The following is a 23983-nucleotide window of genomic DNA, read 5'->3' as shown; positions in this document are numbered from 1 at the left end:
CTGAAGCATGGGCCGATCGCGCTGATCGACGAAAACATGCCGGTCATCGTCATCGCGCCGCACGACCGCTTCTTCGACAAGACGGTCTCGAACATGCAGGAAGTTGCCGCTCGTGGCGGGCGCATCATTCTTATCACGGACGAGATGGGCGCTGCCGCGTCGAAGCTCGACACGATGCATACGATCGTGTTGCCGAACGTCGACGAGGTCATCGCGCCGATGATCTTCGCGTTGCCGATCCAGCTTCTTGCCTATCACACGGCCGTCTTCATGGGCACCGATGTCGATCAGCCGCGTAACCTGGCCAAGTCGGTAACCGTCGAATGATTGCCAGGTGGGGAACAGGATGACGGAAAAATCCGTCCGCTTGCCCGGCTTGCGCCCCCGCGGCGTGTAGTCATTCTTCTCGCTGTTTGTCCTGATCTCTTGGCGAAGGCGGTTGGTCCCGCTTGTTCTCGGTGAACCCGCATGGGTGCGCGCTGGTCGTTGTCGGGCACACGATAGGGCAGGAAACGGCCCTTCCAGCGCACGTCGGGCCTGCTATCCGCATAGACGTCGATATCGCGACCGATGACACCCGCGTCACCGGCGGTCTCCTCCAGCATGCTTGCGCTCGAACGAAACGTCAGTTGCGCACCGGCATAGGGCCGCTCACGCTTGCACAGACTTTCCTTCAGCCGATCCGGTGCAAGATTGACAGCTCGATGCTTCGCGACGCAGCCGCGACTGATGGAACGTGCGCCGCTGCTGGCGCGACAGCCACAGGCCAGCCCCAGCCATCCAGTTGCGCAACGTCTCGCGCGAAACCGTCAGCCCATGCTCGTTGGCAAGCTTCTCAGCCGCGCGAGTCGGACCAAAATTCGCATAACGCTCGCGCACTATTGCCAGGGCATAATCGCGCACCGTCGCAAATCCGATTGTTCGACGGTCGGCCGCGCGCCCGGTGCTTGATCGATGCCGCACCGTCCGTCCTAATCCGCTTCAGCAGGCGGCGCACCTGACGCGTGCTCAGCGCCAATACTTGCGCTGCCGAAAAAATCGTCGTCCGGCCGTCAACGACTTTCGACAAAACCTCAATCCGCCGCAGATCGCGTTCGTCCATCGCAACAATCCCCTCCGCAATCTCCCACGTCACCAAAACGCGAGGAGAGTGGCATTCTTACATTGCAGAAAGAGGACACACCTTAGCTTTGCGGTTAGGAGATTGAAGTTACGCGAGCGGCTTGGTTGCAAGCGAGCCGCTGTGGCCACCGCCCCCAAGGTGACTCCTTACTGCCGGTGGCGACGACACTCTCGGACGAGAGCGATGACCTTCTTGCGATCTCTGGCAAACCCGCCTGCGAGGGTTGTTCACTCTTGTCGGGTTTCTGACAACGTCGGACATGAAGCACTGGCCATCAGAGCGGTCCCATTGTTTTAGATGGCATTCGTGGGTTGGTACGGCACTTGCTTCGCTCAGCACAGCTCCCCACGGCACAGGACATTTCCATGAACAGCCGCACCAAACATGCAGGCGTCGCCGCGAGATCTCTGCGTGACCACTGCAAGCGAAGCCGCCCTCTGGTCGCAATTGGCTTGGCCAAGCTTGCAGCAGTCAACTCCCGCCGCAGGTGGGAACGCCAAAATGTCGCGACGCTGCCGACGAGACACTGGGTCGTCCCGCCGCTCGATGACGCCCGCCTCGGTGAACGCCTCGCGCGGAGCTGGAAGGTTGCTACAACTTTTCCTTGAGACATTCAATTCGGGAGGCGTGTTCTCAAGTATAGTTTTATCATGTTGCGGCTTTATGTCGAGATAGTGAGAAGATGGTGACGTGTTTACAAACAAAACGGGACCGGTCAGTGAGTATGCCGGCCGGAGCTATATTTATATCATTTGACGCTGTTCCTGTGTCAGGAATCATTGTTGAAGCGTTGAAGGTAGCTAGAGGTCTTGCTCGGAATGGGGTTAAATCCTATCTAGACCTTGGATACGACATTAAAATAGATAAAGGGAAATTTAACAAGCCTTACGATCATGAACAAGAGATTTACAAGGATATATTCACTCTGGTTCGCGTGGAGTATATTCAGTATGTTCCACACTACAACATCAATTTTATTAAGCACTCACACAATGCTTTGATAAGTCAAAAAACGATCGTTTCTGCCAAAGAGCGGGAAGAGATCATGCTTGCAATTCGGGAAGCGTCTCGACAGCTAGCCCATCGAATTGTTCAGCTATGGGAGAGGCTAAATATCAATTATGTGATCGTTGAGAATGGAACTCTTCCAGAGAATATAATTTATACCAAAGCGCTTTACATGGCGATTGACGTTTACGGAAAACGTCACGGACTGGGCAATTTCGTTATCTGGCGCGATCACGACTTAATGTGGAATAGTGAAAAGACCGTAATGAAATACGGTCCAGCACCGTATCCTCACGCCGTCAAGCCCGTGAAGTCCAGCCACATAACATATGTCACGCTCAATACTCACTTAAAAAACAAGCTTGAAAAGTGGTGCGATTATGAAGTGGAAATCAAGGTTAAGAGGAATACCTATGATTTCGGCCGACAGGGCAATTATACTAACATTAGAGAAAGACTATGCATCCGTGACAATGATATTCTGATTGCCCGTACCACACGAATAATCCCTCAAAAGCGTCTTGACAGAGACATTTATCTAGTTCATCGGCTCAATCAGCTTTATCGTCAGAACGAGATCGACCGTAAAGTTTTTTTGGCTGTGGCAGGCGACCGTGATGAAGATGATGCTTGCTATCAGGAGCTGAGAGCCCTAGCCAAAAAAATAAACGTCAGTCTGTATATTAAGTTTATTGGCTCCCTTCAGCACAAAGGTACGTCTTCACAGAAGAATATGGACGCTATTGAGGACTTATATTACTCATGTGATTTGGTGTCTTTTCTGACCTCCTGGGATTACGACAGTTACGGGAATCCCATTGGCGAAGCGATTAGCTCCCAGCGCTGCTACATAACTACCAGCTACGAATATTACTGGGAAGTTTATGGTCAATATGGATTTGAAGCGCCGGTTATGGCGATATCAGAGGAGCGGGACGGCTTGCCTGATGACGCATTTATTAGTGATCTGTACCAGTTCCTCAACAACAAGCAGCTAATGATTGACGTTGCCCAGAGGAATTTCTCGATTGGCAAGCAGGTACTTTCGAATAATGTCATTGACGTTCTGGACTTAGATTATTCCAGAGCAGGTATGGGTGACAATGTTTTTGTATCGATTGTGCTCCCGGTTTATAACGAAAGCGAGCGTATCGACGAAGTACTGCTCTCACTATTTAATCAGAAAACATGTGACGGCACGATCACTAATGAAAGTTATGAGTTGATTATTGTGGATAATAATTCAACGGACGATTCCGTTGAGAAGGTTAACGCGTTCAGAGCCCAAAATCCATTTATGGATATTCATATTATTAAGGAAACCATTCAGGGCGTCTCGTCCGCCAGAAAACGTGGCATGGATTACGCCTCTTGGCGCTCAAAAGCCCGTGACAGCCGCCTGGGCGTTCAAAAAAAACATTACATTGTCTCCGCCGACGCGGACTGCACGGTAGACTCTTACTGGCTGCACGCACTGATTAAAAAAATGATGGAGGAAAATGCAGATCTGGGTACCTGCAATTACTATTACAACGAAGAATCCTTCCGCCATCGCCCCAACCTTTTCCGGGAAATACAAAAAACTCTGCGCTGTCGTGACATGTCGTTTTCGTTGTTCGGGGGCTTTCCGGACGGCAAAGGTTTTGCCGTTGAGCGCACTCTCTACGACAAAGTGGGCGGCATCGAAATTTTCTACCAACTGAACAATGGCCGCTTTGTACAACACCTCTCCGATGACTGGGACTTTGGGATTCGGGTGATCGCCTGGGGCGGCAAGCCTGTTTACGCCCGGGATTCCCGAGTGGAAATTAACAGCCGGCGCGTGGATACCATCCTGGAGGAGGTGATTGCCGGTGTTGCCTACGGACAGGATGGTATCATCATCATGAAAGACGTGCGCCCGGATGTGGAAGAGCAAAATCCAACGCTATGCGACACCACTCCCGCACAGTCACAGCAGGCCTGGTTCTACTCGATCAAGGATTACGTTCCCAAAAATATCGTGCTGCCTGCGCTGCTCAATCCGCAGATTTTGCTGGAAAACGCCGCTGTGCGTGAATTCTTTACTCAATCGGTCGCTGACCGTTTGTACCGGCGAATCCATGAAATTAAGCACGAATCCCGCATTATCGACTTCAAATCGATCCATGCTTACAAAACCCCGGCATATCGGCTTTATTTTGAGTTCCGTAACGAGATTTTCAGCGCCCTGCGTCGCGCCGTTGGTGAGGATATCGGTTTTCCGCCGCCGTTGCCCGCGTGCTTCGATGCGGTCAACCCGGAAGATTTCGAGCGCTTTGTCTACTACTTCTGCGAAGACCGTGAGTCTGGTGAAGCTCATAACTACTTCGCCAACGGCGGAGTATTCTGATGAACAGTGAAGCTCTGACCTCACTGAACGATATCGATAGGAACTATCCGGTGCCGCGAGTTTACGATTTTCTCTCCTGCCCGGAGAACAGCGGATTTCTGGAGTATGTGTTTAAAGATCCGTTCGGTTGCCACGTTTTCCCCGGCGATATCGCCGGTTATCCACTCGATTCTTTTTTCGATGATATGGACCGCGATATCGGTCAGGCAAAACAGATCCACCTGTGGTCGTATATCCCCACCTGCCGCTACCGTTGCCATTTCTGCCAATACCCAACGGTTATTTTGAACCCACAGGCTACTTCGTCGCGGGCGGTGTTTCGGGATCTGGTCGATTGCAATATCAAAGAGGCCATCATGTGGCTTCAGAGCGTTCCGTGCCTTGCACAGGCCGAAGTCGGCGAATTTAACATCTTCGGTGGCACGCCATCACTGCTTCCTGAACCTGAGCTGCGGCGCCTGATGGATTTTTACCGGAGCCATTTTAACTTTTCTGCTGCTACCATGCGCTTTGAAGGCGAGCCGGGAACCCTGACCAATGACTATCTGCGGCTGTTAAAAGAATTGGGTTTTACCAAAATCAGCTTCGGTGCCCAGGCCTTCAACGACCGCATTATCACGGCGTGCGGACGTATGCATTCTGCCGAAGACTGCGTGAAAACCATATACAACGCGCGCGAAATCGGGTTCGAGTGGGTCAGCGTCGACCTTATCTACGGCATGCTAGGCCAAAGCGTGGATGACGTGAAATATGACATGGAGAAAACACTCGAGCTGGAACTTTCTCACGTAGTCTGTACCAAGTTGCACATGGAAGAGTTCATGAAGAAGCGTACCGGCGTTTCCGGGGAACGAGCAAGTCTGTGGCAGAAAAAGGGGCCTGGTAATATTAATAACATGAATTTCCCAGGGCTGGGTAAGCAGTATCAGATGCGCGAACTGGTCGAACAGTACCTCTTGCCCGATTATCGGGAACACCCGACGATGTATTTCCACCAGAACCATCAGCGTCCGGAAAAGTGGAAAGGGTTAATCACCGACCTTGATGCGCAGTACCCTGAAGTAGCAATTGGCCTCGGCGGTAGCTCGAAATGCACCCGGGCCGAAGCGATCAACATCACTGGCTACAAAAAATACAAGCAAGCTCTGGATGAAAACCGTCTGCCCATTGAGGACAGCCGGGGAGTTTCCTCGCTTCACCGCGAAGTTAACGCCTTCAAAATGGCGCTTTCCACATTGGTTCCGGTGAATGACAATGTGTTCAGGCAACGTTTTGAAGGCAGAAGCTTTTTCGACAACCCGATTATCTGCCGCGCGCTCATGACACTGATTGATAAAGCTCTGGTCACCGCCGACGCGGATCGGGTCACCCTCACCCCTGACGGGGTGACGCTGGTCGAAGCCATAATTAACACCCAGTTCGTAACACCCGAAGCCTGAGGAGCACACTAGTCTACCGACCTTTCCTTCGCGCCAGCGGAATCCCTGCTCGGCTTTGCGAAATGTTCAACCGACACCAAACCCCCGCAACAATCAGCTGCTCCTCTTCTAATGTCCGACGGCGCCGAGTGCCCGACGAGACAACTTCAAGCCAAGAAACATCGGAGATAGGCTCATATCTGAGCGCGCGCCTAGGGCTTGGATACAGGCGCGACTTGCCAAGTTCGGAGAAGCGCAAGCACACGGGGGCACTACGAAGCTCGTGAGCGCGACGAACAGCCCACCTTTTCTTTGCTGTTTGAGACGGCGAGATAAGCTCCTTCATCTGCAGGAGTGGAACGGGATGATTGGAGATCGCGCTGACGCCATGCTTGGAGTCATGGATGAAGCCAGGCATGATGGAGTCCACCGGCGGACCGAGATGATCACCGGTCGCCGCCAGCGTCGGAATTGGACCGACGAAGAGAAGGCGCGGATCCTTGCCGAAAGCGCAGAGCCCGACGTGAACATCTCGGCCGTCGCCCGGCGCTGGGGCGTCAATCGCGGCTTGCTGAATGTCTGGCGCCGCGAAGCCGGGCTGACCTCTCGACGATCCGCGCAAGCCGGCGCACAGCAGGCCATGTTTGTGCCGGTGACGGTGGTTGCAGAACGAACGCTTCACCAGAGCGCGTCGTCGGATATCGCTTCCGTTGCTTCCGGTCGAATTGAGATCGAGATTGCCGGGGCGCGCACGACCGTGATCGGCTCGGTGGCGCCCGAGTTGGCGCAGGCGATCGTGGCGGCGTTGCGAGGGCGCCTATGATCGCACTTTCGCCGAATGGCGTGAAGATCATGGTGGCGACGCAGCCTGTCGACTTCCGGCGCGGCATGAATGGGCTTGTTGCGCTGGTGGCGTCAGCGCTTTCGGCCGATCCCTACTGTGGTGACGTGTTTGTGTTCCGCGCCAAGCGATGCGATCGCCTGCGCTGCATTTATTGGGATGGCTCTGGCATGAACCTGGCGACGAAATGGTTGGAGCAGGGCAAGTTCGTTTGGCCACCGATCCGCGATGGCGCGATGCAGATGAGTAGCCGAGAGTTCTCGCTTTTGCTGGCCGGTATCGACTGGACTCGGGTTAATCGAAACGCCGTAAAGCGGCCAACGAAAGCGGGCTGATCCTATTGGAATTGCTTGAAGATTCAGGATCATGTGCTAGGGTCTGCCATGCCGCTTCGACCCGACCCCTTGCCTCAGGATGCCGCGCAATTGAGCCGGATCATTCTCTCGCTCGATGCAGAGAATGCCGACCTCAAGGCGCGCGTTGCCTTCCTGGAGCAGCAGCTCTTTGGGCCGAAATCGGAGAAGATGACGGCGATCGACCCGACGCAGGCGACGCTTGACCTTGGCGATCTCAGCGACATTCCCGAGGCGGCCAATGACGATGTTGCACCCGTGGCTGACGGCCAAAAGCAGCAGCGGCGATCGCCGTCGCGCAACATCGGCCGTTTGCCCGGGCACCTCCCACGGTATGAAGAGCTCATCGAGCCGGAGAGCAAGATTTGCCCGTGCTGCTCGTTCGAGCTTCATTGCATCGGCACGGACGTCAGCGAGGCACTCGACATCGTGCCGGCGGTTGTCCGGGTAAAGCGGACGATCCGGCCGCGCTATGCATGCCGGGCCTGCGAAAGCGTCATTGTGCGAGCGCCCGCGCCGGCGCGCGTGATGGACGGCGGCATGGTGACCACGGCGTTTGCAGCCCATGTCGCCGTTTCGAAGTTTGCCTGGCATTTGCCGCTGCATCGCCAGGCGCAGATGCTTGCCTCCTGCGGCGTGATCATCGATCGCGGCACGCTTGGCGCCTGGGTGACGCGGGTCGCCTGGTGGCTCGAGCTTCTCTATGATGCGCTTACCGCCTTCATCCGCTCCCAGCCAAGGGTATTCTGTGACGAGACGCCGCTTCCGCGACTCGATCCGGGGCGCAAACGCACCAAGCTTTGCCAACTTTGGGCGCAGGCGGTCGACGACCGGCCATGGAATGGTCCGGCGCCGCCGGCGGTGGCCTATGTTTTTGCCGAACGCCGCAGCGCTCGCGAGGTCGAGGGGCAACTGTCGTCGTTTGCCGGCGTGCTTCAGGTTGATGGGTATCAAGCCTATAAAACCTTGGCCAAGCGCAGGGGGAAGAGCAATGTCGCCCCCATGCGGCTGGCCTTCTGCCTTGCTCACGCGCGACGCAAGTTCGTCGATGTCGTCAAGCTAACCGGCTCTTCGGAGGCGCTGTCGATCCTGGCCAGGATCGCCGAGGTCTATCGCATCGAAGCGAAGATCCGAGGCGAGAATGACGATACCCGGCTGAGGGTGCGGCGTCGCGAGACAGCACCGATCATGAGTGACCTGAAGGTCCAGCTCAGCGAACTGAGCGAAGAGGTGTCGTCAAAATCGGCGCTTGGCAAGGCCGTCACCTACACGCTCAACCACTGGAGCGGACTGGCAGCCTTCCTGGAGGATGGCCGGATCGAAGTGGACTCGAATGTGGTCGAGCGTTCAATGAAATCGGTGGCTCTGACGAGGAAGAACTCGTTGTTCGTGGGCAACGAACGCGGTGGCAAGTCCTTTGCGGTCCTGGCATCGCTCGTCAACACGGCAAAGCTTAACGACGTGGATCCTGAAGTCTGGCTTGCCGATGTGCTGGAACGCATCATCTCCGGCAAGGTGACCGCCAACCGGATGGAGACGCTCTTCCCCTGGGCTTGGAAGGCCGAACGCGAGTGCATTGCAGATCAGGAGCGACGGGCGGCATGACACAGAACAGCCAGGAGACGACGGCACGACCGAAGCTCGATGATGAGGCGTTCGAAGCCTTCATCAGGGCACGTCGTCCAGTGTCGCCGATCTGGTCGATGAGCGGCCTCGACGGCTATCTCACGGCGCTCATTATCGGCCCGAGGTTTATCGATCCACGTCAGTGGATTCCGGAGCTGACTGGCCCGGAGGCCCTGAACCTGCCAATGGAAACAACCGAGCATCGGGCCGTGCAGACCATCGTTGCGGAATACAACCGGATCTCGGCGAGCCTTTCCGAAACGCCGAAAGACCACCGGCCCCGGTTCACCAGGATCGATGATCAAACCTTTGATGCCATGGACTGGGACCTCTGCTTTCTGATCGGAACCGGGTTCGCGCCGAAGCTGTGGCGGCCCGTCATTCGCGGCCATGCCGTCACTGGCGATATCATTGCGCCAATCCGCAAACTCAGCGAGACTAAAGGGCCCGCCACCCACGAGGATGCGGCTGCCGTCGCCGAAGCGCTCGTCAATATCCGAAGCTACTTCATGCCAAAGCGCGCAAAGCAGAAGTTCTGAAACAACGGACGGCTCCTCGTCCGTCAACAGACGAAAGCCGTGGGCTGCTCGTCGCGCTCACCGAAGCTCATCATAGCCAGGGGCGACTTAGCGGACCGTTCGTGATGCGCCAGAAGAATGATGCCGCCGCGGCTGAGAGAATGGGACGATGTGCTGAGCCTCAACCAGCCTGGCTGGGGCAGTCCTGACCAAAACATGCACATGGGGTAGGGCACGTGTGGACGAACCGGCCGAGGCGTGAGAGTTTCAGCGCATGCTGTATCACTTACTTAGCGGCGTCTGGCTGTCCAGCGTTAGAGGGTCAGCTCCAAAGCGGGCATGTAATGCGCCGCCGACGGAAAGCTTATGTTTGTGTTGCACCCCCACAGTCCTGCCTATCCGCCATTTAAAGGGGGAGCTTGTCGGGCGTTTGAGCGACCTCTTCCCTAGGTCGCTTTTTTTTGATGGTTTTCCGGCCTCGACAATCAGAACCGAAGCGTAAACCTCCACTCGATCACTCCCCAGCCTCTACACCATTTCCGACTTTAGCTCCAGGCCAGCGACGTCGATCAAATGGGAACATAACGTAATCGCGCGCGGTGAGCGGCTCAGGCTGGTCTCGCAGGCCAACTTCCGGCCACTCATTCTTTTCTGGCCAGTATGCCGTCTGAAAAATCGTGTCCCAGAGGGTTGTAAAGAATCCATAGTTTCGGCGCCGGTGATGCGGTTCCAACGAGTGGTGAATGCGGTGGAACTTATTGTCGCCAATGATGTATCGAAGCGGCCCAAGATTGATGCGGGTGCTGGAGTGTGAAAGATGGGCCTGAAAGGTAATCAGTGTCATGGCAACAACGGGCACTACGCCAGATTCGAAGTGGAACAGCCTGAGTGGTAGTGCTACCAACGCTGCGTAAACGAGTGGCTCGGAAATGTGATGATGGCAATTCCATGCCGTCAATTCGCGGATCGAATGGTGAGTAGCGTGCATGCGCCAGAGGAATGGAACAGCATGCTGAGCGCGATGCATCCAGTAGTAAAAGAAGTCGCCGACAATCGCGACTAAAACGCCTGAAAGGACGGCCAATCCATTATTAATCACTGCGTTGTCAGTGTGAAGCAACGAACCGAAATCGATCGTTACGAGCGGCTTTATCCCTAACCAGGCCAAGCTCACAGCGTAGAGGTGCCACACAAACGCACCGAATCCGAGGCGAATAATCCAATTCCGCACGCCGCGAACGTATGAGGCAAAACTGTATCGATAAGCCGGAAAGGTTAGCTCCAGCGCGGCGCAAATGGTAGCGAAGACCACAACCAGCTCAAACGATTTCACGAAGAGCTGGGTCATCTGGTTAACATCGAGAACGTGCATTTGTTTGCTCCGGCGAATCGTTCAAATGCTCCAACCTCAGGTCGGAATGACTCTCATCAACGCGGTCGTCTTCGTCACGAGGGCGAGTCCATAGTTATGAATCTCCAGCGCGGCCCGATAAATTCGAGTCGGCGTCCGGTTCGATATCCGCCCAGAAATCACGAATTGCATACAGCCACGTGATGCAAATTTCCTTTTAGTGCCCATTCAAACGGTGATCATTCCGCCGGCACAGCGGCGCACCGCGTGGATGTGCTATGCGGCATTTTCGCAGATCGGTAAAATCCGTTTTTTGGATAAGACCCATCCAACGCGAAAATGGTTGGAGGAGCCCAGTAGACGACCTGGTTTGCGCGAGGCGACCAACTATGCGCCAGTGTGTTGAGGCGGCAGCAGAGTCTTGTAACAGCCAGAAGCCTAGCGAATGGATGTGCCCTCAACGGTGCGACGAGACATCCATTCGGTTCGACGCTGTTTGCCTTGCGAGTTTTTTCCCCCTGGGAGCAAGCGGGATCGAGAGCCATGTCGTCGACGCGGCTTCGATTGCCGCCTCCCGTCGCGGCCGGCACGCGAAGACGGACAGGATTGACGCGGAAGCGCTGGTCCGCGCACTGCTTGCGTTCAAGCGCGGCGAGCCACGCGTGTGCGCGATGGTGAAAGTACCAAGCCCAGAAGACGAAGACCGGCGCGGCATCTGCCGGGAACGCAAGGTGCTCATTGCGGAGCGGGTGGAGCATGTCGATCGGGGACAGGAATGATCTTGCCTCGAGAGATTGGTCAATGATGCTGCCCTAAAGGCAACAAAGTGGCAAGAAAGTTAAAGAAGCGTGGCAATCGACAAAAATGCTGTGTCCTGCGTATGTTATTCTTGTTTAGGCTTCGCTATAAGTTCTCGCCATGATGTTCATGTCCACATTCTTACCGTTGATCTGAAGGGCTGAAGTCGTTGCGGCGCATTCCGCGCCGGTCAGATCAAAATGGCCCCGCCGACGCGATGGCCAAACGGAGAATACGTAATGCCTAAAACCAAGCACGTCGGCCTGACCGCCCATCAGGTTCAGAGCTTCATCGACGACGGTTTCGTCAAAATCGAGAGTGCTTTCAGCACCGACCTTGCGAAGCAAGGCAGGGACGAACTATGGGCGGATGTTGGTTTGTCTCCGGACGAACCTGAAGGCTGGGTCCAACCAGTTGTTCGGGTGGGGTCCAAGTCTTCGCCTCCCTTCATTGAAGCCGCCAACATGCCTCTCCTGCACAAGGCCTATGATCAACTCGTTGGCGTAGACCGCTGGCTTGCACCTAAAGGGCTGGGAACCTTTCCGATCCGCTTTCCCTCGCCGGTATCCCCCGGTGATGATGGCTGGCACGTCGACATGAGTTTTGGCGACAATCCGGATTTCATGGAGTGGCGGGTCAATGTGAAGAGCAGCGGGCGCGCATTGCTGATGCTCTTTCTGTTCTCGGATGTTGGCCGCGATGATGCGCCCACGAGGATACGGAAAGGTTCGCATGCCACCATTGCCCGGGAGTTGCTGCCCTATGGCGACGCGGGCGCGACGCTCAGGCAGCTCTCTGCCAACGGCTACGCCTCGACGGAAGGTTACGAGGTTGAACTCGCGACTGGCGCAGCAGGCACGGTCTATCTGTGCCATCCGTTCCTTGTCCATGCGGCGCAACCCCACCGAGGGGAACGGCCGCGCTTCATGGCGCAGCCGCCGCTGCTGCCGCGGGGTGAGTTCGATCCGGCCTTGCCCCCATCGCCGGTTCAGGTCGCCATCCGTCGGGCCTGCGGGCTAACGTTCTAATCTGATCCCACCCGGGATCGTCCAGCGGTCCTGGGTCCACCTGAACCTTCTCGAGCTCGATCAAAAACTACGTTGCGATAGGCTCTCTAATGAAAGAAGAAGGGGTTATGGGCCGAGGTAGCGCCTGTCGTGATGCGGGCCGCAAGCAACGCCGAGACAAGCCCGATTGCATGGGAGCGCGGGATCTTTAGCGAGAAGCCGCCGGAGAAGAAGCAACGATCGAGGCAGGATCGGTCGAGCGCCGGATTTACGAACTGACCGCCCGACACGCGATCGAGGGTCAAGCCCACGGCTTTTTCACCCATCGACAGGGCCGATAATATGCGCAGTGATCGGTTCAAACCGGAGCTAGGCCTTAGTTAACGGCCATCCGGTGTTCTGATGCCTATCCACTTGTCCTTAACAGCATTGTAATGCTCTTCGGGCTTGTACTTGGCGACGTCTAGACCAAGACGATCTGGAGATAACAAGCCTGTCGCTTGCAAAATTGCGTAGGTAGAAAGTACCAAGTCGCGTTCAGATGCAATCAGATTTAGCTTGGCGTTGATAACATCCTGCTGCGCTTCCAACACATTCAGCGTTGTCCGCTGTCCGACGGACCGTTCGTCAACAATGCCATTCAAAGCAAGCTCCGTATAGGAGACATTGTCCTTATTAGCCCTGACGTTGGAGCGAGAGCTTTCGTATGCGCTCCAAGCATCAGCAACAGCCTTACGGACTTCATTGCGGCTGACATCAACTTCAATTCTCGACTGGCTAAGCGACTCCTTGGATTGTCTTACCTGAGCAGCTGCCTTCCCGGCCTGATAAATCGGAACTCGAACGTTCAAACCAACCTTAGCTGAAGTTCCAAATCCGTACGGACCAGATCCAACACTGCCGCCAGAGCCCGATGTAGGATTACCCCCTTCTGATATGCCTGCTTCGGCTGTTTCCTGAGGGAGCAGAGCGCCCTCTGATGACTTTACGGTGTGTCCGGCCGCATTAACCAGATGGGCACTCGCAAGAATTGCGGGATGCTCGTTGTTGGCGATCATAAACGCTGAACTGAGGTTTCGCGGAAGAAGTCGGGATAATGGCTGAGCAGGTTCGAGCTTACCAGCGTTGTCACCAACAATTCGCCTATAAATCGCCTCGCTCGTCTTTACTTGTGAATCCGCCAAACTAACGGCAGCAACAGCGTTCGCACGAAATGCTTCGGTCTGCGCGACGTCTGTACCGGTTCCTTCCCCTACATCCATACGGGCCTTCGCCGATCGTACCCACTCATTTGCAAATGCCAGGTTCTGCCGGGTGAGTACGGCAGCCCGTCGATCATGCAGGACATTCATATAGGCCTGAGCAGCGCTAAATAACGTCTGTTCCACTGAAGAACGCAGTTGCTCAACAGAGGCGGCAGATCTTGCTTCCGCAGCGGCAACATTGTTTTTCGTCTGAAAGCCGTCAAAAAGTGTTTGATTGATTTGGAGGCCAAAAGATTCGGTTGTAAGCCGGTTACTGAAATTCGACCTCTTGGTAGTATACGACAACCCAGCACTGCCCGTGATTGTCGGCCTAAAGCCGGATTTTGCTTTAGCGATGTTCTCATCCGCAACGCGAACATCCGCCCGAATAGAATTCAGCTCGGAGTTTTTTTGATATGCTTTCGAAAGAGCGTCGTTGATATTCTCTGCCGGCGCAGCAACAACAGACAACAAGACTGCGCTTGATACCAATAATCCCAACACGAATTGCTTCGGCATAATTCCGCGTCCCTAAACAATACTGCTAACATTTAACAGTTTTTTAATAGCAGACGTGTGCAGCAATATCCGTGCCAAGCCAGATAGGTATAATCGCGCCGGCCGCGCGGCTGGAAAACCCGCTTCTTGCGTTCGCGTCTCGACACCCAGGTGCCGGCTCAGCGTCTCCTTGCTGACGGCCACGCACCAGGTCGAGCATCAGTTGCGCGGCGCCCGAGCCATCACACCAGGCAGCAACCAAACGGGTACCGGCACGGGCTTTTCAAGGGTGCCGGTTGCAACGACGATGGCTTTAGACCGGACGGAAAAACTGCTGCCTTGGTGCAGACAGCTGGTCTCGAGTGATCCGCTGCCGCGTCCCAGACCGCTGCTTGCGCCAAAATAAGTGACACCACTTTTAAACAAGGCTGTGTCACGAACCGGACAAAGCCGACGCGTGGTGCGGATCTGGAGCAATGAAGAATATTTCAGCCTCGGGGAAAAGCTGAGGAAATGGCCGAGCCGCTATTAGCGCGGATGATGTCGATGTAGAGAGAGACGTGAATAAATCCAACTCGCTGGCATGCCTCTTGCTGATGGAGCTGTGACATTACACGGCAACGGAGCCGTTTGATGTCTACTGCGACTGTCCCATCCCTCATAAAGGGAGGAGATCAATGACACGCGCCCTTGCAGCAGCAGCTTTCCTTTTCGCGGCTTTGGCCTCGGCGGAGGCGTCTTCGAGTATCAGTGTGACTTCGAGCACCTGGAAAAGGCTGTGCGAATTCACGATAACTATTAACGGTGGCTTGTCGGGAAATGTCTTCGGTCAATACGCAAGTGAACGCTTTGGCAGTGGGCACTCGCCATTCGCCACAAATGGGCGAGTGAACGGTAAATATGAATTAGCGTGCGTCAGTTTGAATCGGCGACGTAAATGTTTGCCATGAGACAATGTCTTCAACGACAAAATGGAGACCATAAGCTTCAATGTCTTCAGGGGCATGCACCAGGGGACCGATGCGCCGGCGCTTGTGGCAAGCCTCCGTAACGGGGGAAAGAACGGCAGGTAAGGTGCTCCAGTCGCGGCCGGATAAGCCGGCTGCGAACAGGGGCGTCGAAGGTGTAGCAGGGTCGAACGGAAGGTATGGCGCACAGTCGACCTCAGATGCGAAGAATTCCGAGAAACTCGAATCCGAAAACTCCAGGACGTAACCACGCCCTCGAACGAAGTCGACGAGGTCGTCGATCAGGCGCAGGTCGATAGATCGTAGTGAACTAATGGCCTTTCCTCCAGCGGATCGCCTTATGCTTTGTTGGTTGACTCTTCGAGCGCCGCGATTGTCGCAAGTACCTGGTCGAACGATGGCGGGCTGTCATCGAACATCATGGGGGCCATCGCCCTGTAGTCGGCGCGTAGGTCCTTGATCCGGCTCTCGTCCGGCAGAAGCCGCAGCGCGCCCGGACAAGCAGTGTCGTAACTTGCCCAGCTGGACCGGAAGAAGGTAGCCTTATGCTTGGCAACCTGCGCGAGAAGCTCTAAATCGGTCGCGGCCGCTTTGCCTTCGTCTGTGGCAAGCAGCATGGCTAGATCGTAATAGTGCCGCGAGAAATACTGCGGTGTCGGGGACTCGGCAGGGCGATGCGCCTCGGCATGCAATGCGGTCGCCTTCTCCCAGAAGGTGCGGCGGGCGGAAAGAACAACGACGGTTGTGTTGGAGTCCTCGAAGAAGCCGTGATAGTCGTCCGCAGCATAGGGCCGGATTACCCGTTTCTCTGTCGGCCAAGGGTCTCCGCGGGCGCCGAGTTCAAGCTTCACCCGTGGGGTGATGTACCCCATGCTCTCGTATTCGGCTGCGGCGAGCGCGGTAGGATAGTGGAAGTTCACCGTCTGCGCGTCAGCGGCATCTATTTCCAGCGACCACTCCCTTTTCGTAGGCTCGCCGAGTTGCTCGACGATCGCTGATCGAAGAGCCGGAAGCAGCTTCTCGGCAATATGCTGCTCGACATCGATCACAAGGGCTTCAATGAGTTTGTTCGCCTGTTTCTTGCTGATGCCTTCTTTCTCGGGATCGCGGTCACCCGTGTAACCGAGATCCGCTCGGTCGAAAGAGAGGTCAATATCTTCGGAAAACCGGCGTATGGCGCCAAACGCCTTGGAGAGGGAGGTGCCACCCTTGAAGACAAGGGTGGCCGCATCCGTCTCGTGGAGTCCAAAAAGCCGCTTCAAGGTCCAGCAGACCCAGAAGTCCTTTTCGATGATCGTGTTGGCGACTCCTCGGCCAGCGCCCGTTTCGCCAAAGAGGGCTGCCCGATCGCCGGCTGGAAGAAGAGCGACCTTATCCATCGATCTCACCCGACGCTGCGCTGGCAATCGAGACGAGCGTCGGCCGCATCCACGCAGGCGCTTGGACCGCAGTCGACGCGAGGGTCTTCTTATCGCTGGCCGACAGACGACGCGCCGCGATCTGCGCAACGTCGCGGGCACGTACCGCCCCCACGTGACGGAGGGCCTGAACGACGGTGCCAGCCGCGCTGCCCGGAGCGATCAGATGCTTGGGCGAGGCGTGACGCAGATCGACCACGCGCTTACCCAATACGACGCGGCGGGAGGGGCCATCGGTCAGATAGATGCTCTTTGCCGGAACCTGAGTGGAAAGACCGAGCACGTTCGCTGCCCGCGCACCCGTAATCTGCACGTGGGATCCAGTCTCACGCGCCAATGCCTGCGCGACATCGTCGGGGGTCGGGGAAAGCGGTCCGAGCTGCGGATGGATCTTGGGAAAGTCGTACAGGCCTCGCGCCAAGCGCCGGAGCTTGCCACGCTTGGCCAGACGGGAGAGTGCCTGGTCAACTGCCGCCCGTGCGGCGATGTCCAGGAAATCATTGGGCGTAAAAACGCCGCCACGGCCGCCGGTGCGGGCGCGCCTCATGATCTGATCAGGTACCGATGTCGCAGCGTTGCTCATGCGTCAGAAAATAGTGCATCTTTTTCTGACATTCAAGGCATACGATCGGCTGAAGCGGCTAGGTAAAGCGACGCACGAGTTACGAGAAAATTGTTGTAGATTCTTCGTCGTTCATTCATGCACCCGATCTTGACCGAGGCACACCGGTTAGGGCGCCGATGCCATCGTCCAAAGCCCTGAAGGCGGCAAACTCCGTTCCGCGATCAAAGGTGAAGCTCTGCCGGGCAAAGGCTGGTAAAGGAGAGAACGTTTCGATGATCTTGTCCATGATCGGTCTCAAGCGCCGACTCGGGTGTTTGATCATCACCGTGTAGCGGCTTTTGCGCTCGACCAACGAGGTCACGTTCGAAGATCAACAAGTCGCCCTCCCAATGGCCGAACTGCGAGCGATCATCAATAAAGTCAGGCCGTTGCGATATCCTGCAGGCAGCAGGAAAGCCGCCGTCGCGGGGTTCCTCGAGCCGCGAGGGCGGCGTTTGCGGCGGCCTTCCGGCAGATGTCGATAGAGCTCCAGCGCATGATCTTCCTTGCCATAGATGAAGCGATAGATCGTCTCGGTGCAGACGCGCACGGCGCTCACGCCGTCGGCGAGCAGGCGGCCGGCGATCTGCTCCGGCGATCACAGCGCCTTCAGCTGATCGATGACCAGCTCACGCAGCTGCGGGTGGCGGCTGAGCTTGCGCAGCCGTCGCCGGCGCTCCTTGGAGATGTCGTTGGCGACCGTTGGGAAGTAGCCGCTATACTCCGGCAACTCGCGATCGTGGAATGTGTTGCGCCTGATCTCACGATAGATCGTCGATCGGTGACGGCCGAGTTGGCGGGCCATTTCATGGATCGGCACTTTGCGTTCGACAAAGTGGTAAAGACGGCGTCGATCGGCCAGATTCAGCTGCGAGTAACGTTGTGACATTCCAGAATGTCATGCGCACCCATGCGCACCGACACCTTACTGAAGAGCTATTGTTTTCATTGATATATCTCATGGCGTGCTGCCAGTTTCTCAGAATCCCGGCACGAAATCTACAAAGCGAGGCTGCGTGACCGGTCTCCAGGACTCGAATACTCCTGGCGAGCGACGTAATTAAGTATCACCATAATAAACGTCAAAGTTGCTCTAATGCTACTAGACCCGTGGACCCTGTTTATGCATCACTTGCGTTGAGGGGGACGGGGACATGAACGATACCGCTATCAATCCAGATGTAGTTGCCGAGACATCAATCTTCCAAAGCAGCCTTTCGGTCGAAGCCAAGATAGAGCGGGCGAGGACGGAACTTCTTGATCTTTCAGCTCGAAACAGGCTCCTGAACGTTCCACGCTTTTCCAAGAGCGCGAAGACGATCGACGTGGTCGACGAACAGTCATCCGAGATCTTCAAGATACTTGTAACCGAAGGCAAGGCCATGACCTTTCTCGCCGGAGCGAAGGGGCGTGAGCCTAAGGAAGGCGAAGGCGCCGAAGAACTCATTGAACTCGCCCTGCCGGACGACGACGAACGCGACGAGGCAGGGCGACTTATTCGACATGGTGACACCAAGCTCCAGACTCGGATGACACCGAACGCGCTTCAGAAGCGGCTTCTCGATCTCTATTTCGATGCCCGGACCCTGGAGGAGGAGCAGGGCGTCAACATCCTCTATCTCGGCCTCGGCACATTAAAGTGGGTCGATCCCAACAATTTCGAGAACGTACGCTACGCCCCGCTCATATTGGTGCCGGTGGCCCTAGAGCGTGGAAGTGCCGCAGAGCGTTTCAAGCTTCGCGCGCGGCCGGAGGATTTCGCATCGAACCTCTCACTGGAGGCATTCCTCGAGCGGGTGCATAAGATCAGCATGCCGGAATTCGAGCCGTCGGAAGACTTTTCGTTCGATGAATATGCCCGACAGGTCTCCGCCGCAGTTTCTATCAAGCCGACCTGGTCGGTGCAGCCCAATGATATCGTCCTCGGGTTCTTCTCTTTCGCCAAGTTCCTGATGTACCGAGATCTCGATCCCAGCCTATGGCCGGCGAACGCGAAGTTCACGGAACGGCTTCTCATTACGTCTCTGGTTTCGGACGGGTTTACCAGGACCGACGACCTGTTGCCGGATGACGAGAAGATTGACAGGCACATCTCGCCATCGGAAATGACGCACATAGTTGATGCCGACAGCTCGCAGACTGTCGCGATCCACGAGGCTCGCCGCGGTCGCGACCTTGTCATCCAGGGCCCCCCCGGAACGGGCAAGTCCCAGACCATCGCCAATATCATCGCCGCCGCCGTGGCAGATGGAAAGACCGTTCTCTTCGTCGCGGAAAAGATGGCTGCACTCGAGGTGGTCAAGCGGCGTCTCGATCAGGCAGGGATAGGGGATGCTTGCCTGGAGCTTCATTCAAACAAGGCTAACAAACGAGCCGTTCTCGCCGAACTCCAGCATGTTTGGGAATTGGGAGCGCCCAAGGGAGAGGCCGCGGATGCGCTCGACCGTCGGCTTCTCGAAGCCAGGAACAATCTCAATGCACATCCCGAGCGGATGCACAGGATCTACCGACCCTATGATCTCTCTCCTTATCAAGTGATCGGTCATCTATCGCGCCTGCGACGGATAGGTATGCCGCCATCCGACATCGAGCTCACCGGGTCAGTGAACTGGACGCCGGAGACGCGTGAGCGGATCGTCTCGGTTCTGTCGGAACTGGCCCAGAGGATCGACGACATAGGACTTCCCTCGCGGCATGCCTGGTACGGGGTCGGGCTGACTGGAATTACGCCTCTTGATCTCGAACGCCTCACCAAGCGCTTGACTGACGTATCGAGAGATCTGGTAGCGGTCCGTGGATCGATGAATGACGTGACACAGGCGCTCCACCAGGAAGCCGCGGCATCGGTGAGCGAATTCACGAAGGTGATGGCGCTTGCCGAGCGCTTGGCGAGCTCTCCGGAGGAAATTTCTTCCGCAGCGCTGGCGGCGCCCGTTTGGGACACCTCGCGTGAAGACATCGCGAGGATCATCCGCGACGTCGCAGAGTTCCTTCGGCTCTCGTTGCAGGTCAATGCAAGCCTGAATGAAACCGCGTGGCAGGCTGATCCGCAGCCACTGCTCTCGTCGTTCAAGCGGCTGCCGGCGACGTTTTCGCAGTCAGGCTTCTCCCTGATTGCGCAGATCGACGCTCTTCTGCCGCGCTTCCTCCAGACGGCAGCTTCACTGAAGCAGATGCTGGGCATGAATGCATCGCCGACGCTCGGATCGATCGGAAGGCTGGTTACGATTGGTGAGCGTGTGGCGGACGCACCCGATGCAAGTCCTGACGCGTTCGTTGCGGCGATCTGGGAGCGAGGTCTGGATCAGGCGAGTGATCTTGCCGATGCGGTCGCCATCTATCGGCAGATCAAGACGGACCTGTCAGGGAAGGTTAGTGATCCGGCCTGGGACATCGATCTGACACAGGCTCGAACCGCGTTTGCCATGCACGGCCACAAGATGCTGAAGTTCCTCAGCGGCGATTGGCGCAGGGCGAAGGCTCTTCTGCGAACGGTTATGCCGGATACCACGCCTGAGGAAACGGTTCGTCTCCTCGACCTCCTGCACAAGGGAAAGGAGGCTCGGGCGGCTATCCGGGATGGAGACAGCCTCGGTCGCGGCGCCTTCGGTGCGGACTGGCGCGGTGAGCGCTCGGATCCACAGCCGCTCGAGAGCCTTGTGCTCTGGATGCGAAGCCTCAGAGGATTGGGCGCGGAAGCCCGGATGATCGCGAGCAGGCTCACGGACAAGGCGGCGGTGGCATCGCGTTGCGAGCAGGTGAGGGCGCTGCTGGAGGAGGCAAGGAGGCTTCTATTCCTTCTCTGGTCCGATGTGGGTGATCAGAGCGCCTCTCTCTTCCAGAATGCGGCGGCGGCCGATGAAGTCGTCCTTACGCAGGCCGCGGCAGTCTTGAAGGAGATCGCTGATGCGGACGGTGTCTTCACCCCGCTCGCTCGCTCTCTTCCTAGTCAGAACAGCGAGCGCGTCGCCTGGCTGGAGCGACTGGCCGTTGCCCAGGAGCGAAAAAGGTCCATCGAGAACTTCAGGGAGCTCGGCAGCGCCGCGTTCGGCGACCTTTGGAAGGGCGGGGCTTCGGACTGGCAGCAGCTCTCGGTAGTTTCGGAGTGGGTTTCGCAGAACCGCGACATTCGAGTCCTCGCATCCAAAGTATCCGATCGCAGGGATGTGGCGGCTAGGGCTCGCCAGGCCGCGACCGGTGGAGACGCTTTCATCGCGCAGGTCTCCGACATCCTCACATTGCTGCAAGCGGATCTCAAAGTGCTCTTCGAGACATTGGATGTCACCGCGACGCCTTTGTCCCAGTTCGGCGAGAAACTGGCCCGCTGGATCGAGAACGAAGAGCAACTTTCGAAGTTCGCCGCCTATAACGCGCGCGCCGAGGACGCCAGGAAGCTCGGCGTTAGCCTTGTCGTGGAACGGCTTCAGGACGGGCGAATTCCGACTTCGGACGCGATTCCGTATTTCGAGATGGCGTTCTATGAGGCAGTCCTTCGTCACCAACATTCGCAGGATACGGAATTGGCCCGTTTCGACGGCGAGGTTCATGGAAGACTCGTCGGTGAGTTCGCCTCGCTGGATCGCAGCCGCATGCGCCTTTCCAGGCTGGAAGTTGTCCGTGCGCACCATCGCAAGATCCCTCAGGTCAGCGGCATAGGCCCAGTTGGCATCCTTCGGGGCGAGATGGCGCGCAGACGCAACCACATGCCGATCCGGCAGCTCATGCAGAAGGCGGCCCCCGCAATCCAGGCATTGAAGCCAGTGTTCATGATGAGCCCGCTCTCGATCGCACAGTTCCTGCCACCTGGATTGCTCGAGTTCGACATACTCGTCATGGATGAGGCCAGTCAGATCCAGCCGGTGGATGCACTTGGTGCGATTGCCAGGGCGAAGCAGGTCGTCGTGGTCGGTGACGAACGCCAGCTTCCTCCAACGAAGTTCTTCGCGAAGATGACCTCGGGCGGTTCCGAGGAAGACGACGAGCAGGACGGCGCACAGGTCTTCGACATCGAGAGCATTCTTGGCCTCTTCTCCGCCCGTGGGCTGCCGGAGAAGATGCTCCGCTGGCACTACCGCAGCCGACATCAATCGTTGATCGCCGTATCGAACTCGCAGTTCTACGACAGCAAACTGTTCATCGTGCCAAGTCCGTATACCCAGGAAGCAGGTATGGGGCTGCGCTTCCATCATGTCCCCGGAGGCGTGTTCGAGGACGGCGTAAACAAGGTCGAGGCTAAGCTAGTGGCTGAGGCGATCATCCGCCATGCGCTGCAATCCCCGCATCTTTCGCTCGGCGTGGCTGCATTCTCCATCAAGCAGCGGCGCGAGATTCAGGAGCAGCTGGAACTATTACGGCGTCTCAATTCGCAGACGGAGGAGTTCTTCCATTCGCATCCCCATGAACCGTTTTTTGTCAAGAATCTCGAAAACGTACAGGGCGACGAGCGCGACGTGATCCTCATTTCGGTCGCGTACGCGAAAAACGCCCAAGGCTACATGGGCATGCGCTTCGGGCCCTTGGGTGCCGAAGGAGGCGAGCGCCGCCTCAATGTCCTGATCAGCCGCGCCAAGCGACGCTGCGAGGTCTACGCTTCCATCACCGACGAGGACATCGATCTCGAACGCGGCAAGGGGAAGGGCGTGGTTGCCTTCAAGCTCTTCCTTCACTACGCGCGGACAGGGCGACTTTCAATGTCACAGCGCTCCGACCGGGCGATGGACAGCGTGTTCGAAGAGCAGGTGATGGCGGCCCTTCAGGAGAGGGGATACCAGGTCCATCCGCAGGTCGGCATTGCCGGGTTCTTCATCGACCTTGCCGTGGCTGACGAGGCGGTCCCCGGCCGCTACCTTATCGGGATCGAATGCGACGGTGCATCTTACCATGACTCCCGCTCGGCGCGTGACCGTGACCGACTGAGACAAGCGGTGCTTGAGGATCATGGCTGGACGATCCACCGCATATGGAGTTCGGATTGGTTCCAGAGGCCTAAGGCCGAACTCGATCGCCTGATTGCCGCCATCGAACAGGCCAAGACGAATGCTTTGTCTGGAGCAGATCACACGCATGCGTCTTCGCGGGCGGTTCCGGTGGAAGTCGTGACAATTGAACGCGCCACTGTGACGGAGATCGGTCTCCAGCCGGTATCGACGGATGGAGATGGCTCGAACCTCTACGAGGAGGCTTCGCTGAAGCCAAATATCGTGGGCGAGCTCCATGAAGTTCCGACAGGGACGCTGGTCAAGTTGATCAAGGAGACGGTCGAGGTCGAAGGTCCCGTGCATAGGGACGAGGTGGTGACCCGAATTCGGACTGCCTGGGGTCTCCAGCGGGCAGGGAGCCGGATCGATGCGCATGTCGGCAACGCCATCCGTGTCGCCGTGAACGCAGGTGAGATTCTTCGCTCAGGAGATTTCCTCCTGTGGCCGGGCGCCATGGTTCGCATGCGCGACCGTAGCATGGTCACCTCGTCCGGGCTGCGTAGGATCGACATGATCCCGCCGATGGAGATCGACGAGGGGCTTACCTCGATCATCGAGACGAGCTTCGGCGCAACCGAGGACGAAGCCGTCAATGCCATTGCGAGGGGACTGGGATTCCGCGCCACCAGCAGTCAGTTGAGGGATTTCATCGTGTCCCGGATCGAACTGCTGACGGCGCAGGGGACCCTGCAGGTTCGTGATGGAATGCTCACCTTGGGGCCGACGACCGCACCCGAATGATGATTTTCTTCGGCACAATAGAACGCCGTCGGGTCTGCCATGGTTCTTGGTGTGTCCTCGTGGTCGCAGCCATTCTTTTGCACGCAACGAATCTTCAGGCCGCCAATACTCCCTGGAG

General features: G+C 56.9%; 14 protein-coding genes and 3 pseudogenes. 10 read left to right on the top strand and 7 right to left on the bottom strand.

The window, feature by feature from the left end; all coding sequences use genetic code 11:
- On the top strand, positions 1–327 hold a 327-nt coding region (locus GHK62_RS24525), incomplete at its 5' end, for an SIS domain-containing protein (protein WP_153439241.1).
- Between the two features lie 27 nt (positions 328–354).
- Here GHK62_RS24525 and GHK62_RS34495 read toward each other — a convergent pair.
- Positions 355–1102, bottom strand: a pseudogene (locus tag GHK62_RS34495) (helix-turn-helix domain-containing protein); the annotation flags it as partial.
- 745 nt (positions 1103–1847) lie between these two features.
- Between GHK62_RS34495 and GHK62_RS24515 the strand changes: the two are divergent.
- From GHK62_RS24515 to GHK62_RS24490, 6 genes are all read left to right on the top strand, one after another.
- The gene (locus GHK62_RS24515; protein ID WP_153441648.1) at positions 1848–4502 is read left to right on the top strand and encodes a glycosyltransferase; all 2655 of its coding nucleotides are present in this window, start codon (positions 1848–1850) and stop codon (positions 4500–4502) included.
- Positions 4502–5941 carry a radical SAM protein gene (locus GHK62_RS24510; RefSeq protein ID WP_153441644.1) on the top strand — a complete coding sequence of 480 codons (1440 nt, stop codon included), beginning with the start codon at positions 4502–4504 and terminating at the stop codon, positions 5939–5941. Before GHK62_RS24515 ends, GHK62_RS24510 begins: the two co-directional genes overlap by 1 nt.
- 343 nt (positions 5942–6284) lie before the next feature.
- On the top strand, positions 6285–6743 hold the full coding sequence (gene tnpA, locus GHK62_RS24505) for an IS66-like element accessory protein TnpA (protein WP_153441643.1): 459 nt from the start codon (positions 6285–6287) through the stop codon (positions 6741–6743).
- Entirely contained in the window at positions 6740–7096 is a 357-nt protein-coding gene (gene tnpB, locus GHK62_RS24500) for an IS66 family insertion sequence element accessory protein TnpB (protein WP_153441642.1), read from the top strand. The genes tnpA and tnpB overlap by 4 nt, the downstream gene beginning before the upstream one ends.
- 48 nt (positions 7097–7144) lie before the next feature.
- A complete protein-coding gene (tnpC, locus tag GHK62_RS24495) occupies positions 7145–8719 on the top strand; it encodes an IS66 family transposase (RefSeq protein ID WP_153441641.1) in 1575 nt (524 codons plus the stop codon).
- On the top strand, positions 8716–9279 hold the full coding sequence (locus GHK62_RS24490; protein WP_153441640.1) for a YecA/YgfB family protein: 564 nt from the start codon (positions 8716–8718) through the stop codon (positions 9277–9279). Before tnpC ends, GHK62_RS24490 begins: the two co-directional genes overlap by 4 nt.
- Before the next feature lie 493 nt (positions 9280–9772).
- Here GHK62_RS24490 and GHK62_RS24485 read toward each other — a convergent pair whose 3' ends face one another.
- Positions 9773–10630 (bottom strand): sterol desaturase family protein, encoded by an 858-nt coding sequence (locus GHK62_RS24485; protein ID WP_153441639.1) that lies wholly within the window; start codon positions 10628–10630, stop codon positions 9773–9775.
- A 497-nt stretch (positions 10631–11127) separates the two neighbouring features.
- On the opposite strand from GHK62_RS24485, the pseudogene GHK62_RS24480 reads away from it, so the two are divergent.
- Both GHK62_RS24480 and GHK62_RS24475 read left to right on the top strand, forming a co-directional pair.
- Positions 11128–11376: pseudogene (locus GHK62_RS24480) on the top strand (IS110 family transposase); the annotation flags it as partial.
- Between the two features lie 270 nt (positions 11377–11646).
- Positions 11647–12435, top strand: coding sequence for a phytanoyl-CoA dioxygenase family protein (locus GHK62_RS24475; protein WP_153441647.1), 789 nt, complete (start codon positions 11647–11649; stop codon positions 12433–12435).
- A gap of 86 nt (positions 12436–12521) precedes the next feature.
- Here GHK62_RS24475 and GHK62_RS24470 read toward each other — a convergent pair whose 3' ends face one another.
- The 5 genes and pseudogenes from GHK62_RS24470 to GHK62_RS24450 all read right to left on the bottom strand — a co-directional run.
- Positions 12522–12725, bottom strand: coding sequence for a hypothetical protein (locus tag GHK62_RS24470; protein ID WP_153441638.1), 204 nt, complete (start codon positions 12723–12725; stop codon positions 12522–12524).
- 69 nt (positions 12726–12794) lie between these two features.
- A complete protein-coding gene (locus GHK62_RS24465) occupies positions 12795–14177 on the bottom strand; it encodes a TolC family outer membrane protein (protein WP_153441637.1) in 1383 nt (460 codons plus the stop codon).
- Between the two features lie 1285 nt (positions 14178–15462).
- Positions 15463–16503: a nucleotidyl transferase AbiEii/AbiGii toxin family protein gene (locus GHK62_RS24460; protein WP_153441636.1), complete on the bottom strand. Its 1041-nt coding sequence runs from the start codon at positions 16501–16503 to the stop codon at positions 15463–15465.
- Complete coding sequence (locus GHK62_RS24455; protein WP_380786017.1) at positions 16496–17125, bottom strand: DUF6088 family protein; 630 nt, start codon at positions 17123–17125, stop codon at positions 16496–16498. The genes GHK62_RS24460 and GHK62_RS24455 overlap by 8 nt, the downstream gene beginning before the upstream one ends.
- Positions 17126–17276: 151 nt before the next feature.
- Positions 17277–18035, bottom strand: a pseudogene (locus GHK62_RS24450) (IS30 family transposase); the annotation flags it as partial.
- Between the two features lie 265 nt (positions 18036–18300).
- On the opposite strand from GHK62_RS24450, the gene GHK62_RS24445 reads away from it, so the two are divergent.
- Positions 18301–23865, top strand: coding sequence for a DUF3320 domain-containing protein (locus GHK62_RS24445; RefSeq protein ID WP_153441635.1), 5565 nt, complete (start codon positions 18301–18303; stop codon positions 23863–23865).
- Positions 23866–23983 lie beyond the last annotated feature (118 nt).

This window comes from Sinorhizobium terangae (genome assembly GCF_009601505.1).
GTDB classification, from domain to species: Bacteria; Pseudomonadota; Alphaproteobacteria; order Rhizobiales; family Rhizobiaceae; genus Sinorhizobium; species Sinorhizobium terangae.
The sequence above is the reverse complement of the archived record's forward strand: the minus strand, read 5'-3'. Positions and strand labels throughout refer to the sequence as shown.